Source organism: Pseudomonas sp. (assembly GCF_026224925.1).
In the GTDB taxonomy this organism is placed as follows: Bacteria; Pseudomonadota; Gammaproteobacteria; order Pseudomonadales; family Pseudomonadaceae; genus Aquipseudomonas.
In genome coordinates this window covers 1-3,341 of record NZ_JAMFRV010000383.1, presented here as the reverse complement: position 1 = coordinate 3,341, position 3,341 = coordinate 1, and the positions used below count along the sequence as shown (strand labels likewise).

The 3,341-nt window shown below is 56.2% G+C and carries 2 protein-coding genes and 1 pseudogene; 2 read left to right on the top strand and 1 reads right to left on the bottom strand.

What is annotated here, in order from left to right; genetic code table 11:
• Window positions 1–478: pseudogene (locus tag M0974_RS16790) on the bottom strand (GGDEF-domain containing protein); the annotation flags it as partial.
• Between the two features lie 203 nt (window positions 479–681).
• Here M0974_RS16790 and rep point away from each other — a divergent pair.
• Both rep and M0974_RS16780 read left to right on the top strand, forming a co-directional pair.
• Window positions 682–2,691, top strand: coding sequence for a DNA helicase Rep (gene rep, locus M0974_RS16785; RefSeq protein WP_297839002.1), 2,010 nt, complete (start codon window positions 682–684; stop codon window positions 2,689–2,691).
• 46 nt (window positions 2,692–2,737) lie between these two features.
• Window positions 2,738–3,310: a xanthine phosphoribosyltransferase gene (locus M0974_RS16780; RefSeq protein WP_297839000.1), complete on the top strand. Its 573-nt coding sequence runs from the start codon at window positions 2,738–2,740 to the stop codon at window positions 3,308–3,310.
• Window positions 3,311–3,341 lie beyond the last annotated feature (31 nt).

Sequence of the window (3,341 nt, the reverse complement as noted above, 5' to 3'; positions counted from 1 at the left end):
CGAGGTGCCCGAGAGCCAGACCCCGCCCGTCGTTTTCGGCCAAACGCGCTGTCAACAACGTTTGAAAACCCTGCCGATTGGCGATGCCCGTCAGAGGGTCTTGCTCGGCCAGGCGTTGCAGCGTGTTTTCCAGCACACCGCGCTCGCGCACATGCCGCAAGCAACGGCGAACCGTGTCACTACTAAGCGCACTGAGCACCAACCAATCACTGACACCGTCCAGAGGCCCTGACGGCTCGTCGTCGAGCAGCATGACCACCGGCAACTTGCAGCGTCCCGGCGCAGGCTGTAGTTGGGGTGTTGTCAATAACACTGCATTTCGTTCGTCATCGAACAGGCTGCTGACGTCCTCCCAACTCGGGGCGCAGACCAGCACTACTGAGTCTCCCAAAGGAGCCAGGCAATCACGCAACAACGCCGACCATTCTGGCTCTGTGGCCAGTAGGAGCAAACGCAAGGGTTGGACAGGCGTAGACAAACTAGCTCCCTAGACTCACTAAAAATCGTTGGTGATACAGCGCAAAAACCTTGGATCAAGCACAATTCACTGCGCATCCTGCGCGAAAGTAACAAAACGGGCAAATTTAGATCGCGTGCTGCGTCACAGTGTCGGACGATGACCGCACAAATGTTTGATCCTGTTAAAATGCCCGGCCATTTATCGAGCGACCTCTTTCTGTCATGTCCCGACTCAATCCCCGGCAACAAGAAGCCGTGAACTACGTCGGCGGCCCTCTTTTGGTGCTCGCCGGCGCTGGCTCCGGCAAGACCAGCGTGATTACCCGCAAAATTGCGCATCTGATTCAGAATTGCGGCATCCGCGCGCAGCACATCGTCGCCATGACCTTTACCAACAAGGCCGCGCGGGAAATGAAAGAGCGCGTCGGTACCCTGCTGAAGGCCGGTGAAGGCCGCGGCCTGACCGTGTCGACGTTCCACAACCTGGGCATGAATATCATCCGCAAGGAATATGCTCGGTTAGGCTACAAACCCGGTTTCTCGATCTTTGATGAGACGGACGTCAAATCCTTGATGACCGACATCATGCAAAAAGAGTATTCGGGCGACGACGGGGTCGACGAAATCAAGAACATGATCGGCTCGTGGAAAAACGAGTTGATCATGCCGGCGCAGGCCCTGGAGAACGCACGCAACCCCAAGGAGCAAACCGCGGCCATCGTCTACACCCACTATCAGCGCACGCTCAAAGCGTATAACGCAGTGGATTTTGACGACTTGATCCTGGTGCCGGTAAAACTGTTTCAAGAGCACGCCGACATTCTTGAAAAATGGCAGAACAAGGTCCGCTATCTGCTAGTGGATGAATATCAGGACACCAATGCCAGCCAATACCTGCTGGTGAAATTACTCATCGGCACCCGACATCAATTTACCGTGGTGGGTGACGATGACCAGTCGATCTACGCCTGGCGTGGCGCGCGGCCGGAAAACCTGATGCTGCTGAAGGACGATTACCCGTCGCTGAAAGTGGTCATGCTTGAGCAAAACTACCGCTCCACCAGCCGTATCCTGCGTTGCGCCAACGTGTTGATCTCGAACAACCCCCACGCGTTTGAAAAGCAACTGTGGAGCGACATGGGCCACGGTGACGAAATCCGCGTGATCCGTTGCCGTAACGAAGACGCCGAAGCCGAGCGCGTCGCCGTTGAACTGTTGACTCTGCACCTGCGCACCGACCGGCCTTACAGCGACTTTGCGATCTTGTATCGCGGTAACTATCAAGCCAAGCTCATCGAGCTGAAGCTGCAACACCACCAGATCCCCTATCGACTGTCTGGCGGCAACAGCTTCTTCGGGCGCCAGGAAGTAAAAGACCTGATGGCCTATTTTCGGCTGTTGGTGAACCCTGATGACGACAACGCCTTCTTGCGCGTCATCAACGTTCCACGCCGGGAGATCGGTTCGACGACCCTGGAAAAACTCGGTAATTATTCCACCGAGCGTAAGATTTCAATGTACGCCGCCACCGACGAAATCGGCTTGGGCGAACACTTGGACAGCCGCTATACCGACCGCTTGCAGCGTTTCAAGCGCTGGATGGACGGCGTGCGTCAACAATGTGCGCAGAACGACCCTATCGCCGCGTTGCGCAGCATGGTCATGGACATCGATTACGAGAATTGGCTGCGGCAGAACAGCTCCAGCGAAAAGGCCGCCGATTACCGGATGTCAAACGTCTGGTTTCTGATCGAGGCGTTGAAGAACACGCTGGAGAAAGACGAAGAAGGCGGCATGACCATCGAGGAAGCCATCGGCAAGCTGGTCTTGCGCGACATGCTCGAACGTCAGCAGGAAGAAGAGGACAACGCCGAGGGCGTGCAGATGATGACGTTGCACGCGTCCAAAGGGCTGGAATTTCCGTACGTGTTCATCATGGGCATGGAAGAAGAAATTCTTCCGCACCGCTCCAGTATCGAAGCCGATACCGTTGAAGAAGAGCGTCGCTTGGCGTACGTCGGTATCACCCGTGCGCGCGAGACATTGGCGTTCACGTTTGCAGCCAAGCGTAAGCAATATGGCGAAATCATCGACTGCGCGCCAAGCCGTTTTCTCGATGAGTTACCACCCGACGATCTCGCCTGGGAAGGCAACGATGATACGCCGGTGGAAGTAAAAGCCGTTCGCGGCAACACGGCACTGGCCGATATCCGCGCCATGCTCAAACGCTGAATCTTGATCAATTACTGCGCACACTCGCGCCGCCTGAGGAATCATCGTGGAAGCACTGCATCAAAAAATTCGTGAAGAGGGCATCGTCCTTTCAGACCAAGTGCTGAAGGTCGACGCGTTTTTAAACCATCAGATCGACCCGGCGCTGATGCAGCTGATAGGCAACGAATTCGCCACGCTGTTCGCTGATTCAGGCATCACCAAAATCGTTACTATCGAAGCATCGGGCATTGCCCCAGCGATCATGACCGGGCTGAAACTCGGCGTGCCGGTGATTTTTGCGCGTAAGCATCAGTCACTGACCCTCACGGAAAACCTGCTGTCGGCGACGGTGTATTCGTTCACCAAGCAAGTCGAAAGCACCGTCGCGATCTCGCCTCGGCACCTGAACAGCAGTGACCGCGTGTTGGTCATCGACGACTTTCTGGCCAACGGCAAAGCCTCACAGGCGCTGATTTCGATCATCAAACAGGCCGGTGCCAGCGTGGTTGGCATAGGCATCGTGATCGAGAAGTCGTTTCAAGGTGGCCGTGCGGAGCTGGATGCACAGGGTTACCGCGTGGAGTCATTGGCCAGGGTTAAGTCGCTGGCTGGAGGGGTGGTTACGTTCGTGGAGTGACCACGCACCCTGTGGGACCGAATTCATTCGG

Excerpts from the sequence above, each read along its gene's own strand:
- rep (WP_297839002.1), top strand. The coding sequence starts at position 682 with ATGTCCCGACTCAATCCCCGGCAACAAGAAGCCGTGAACTACGTCGGC.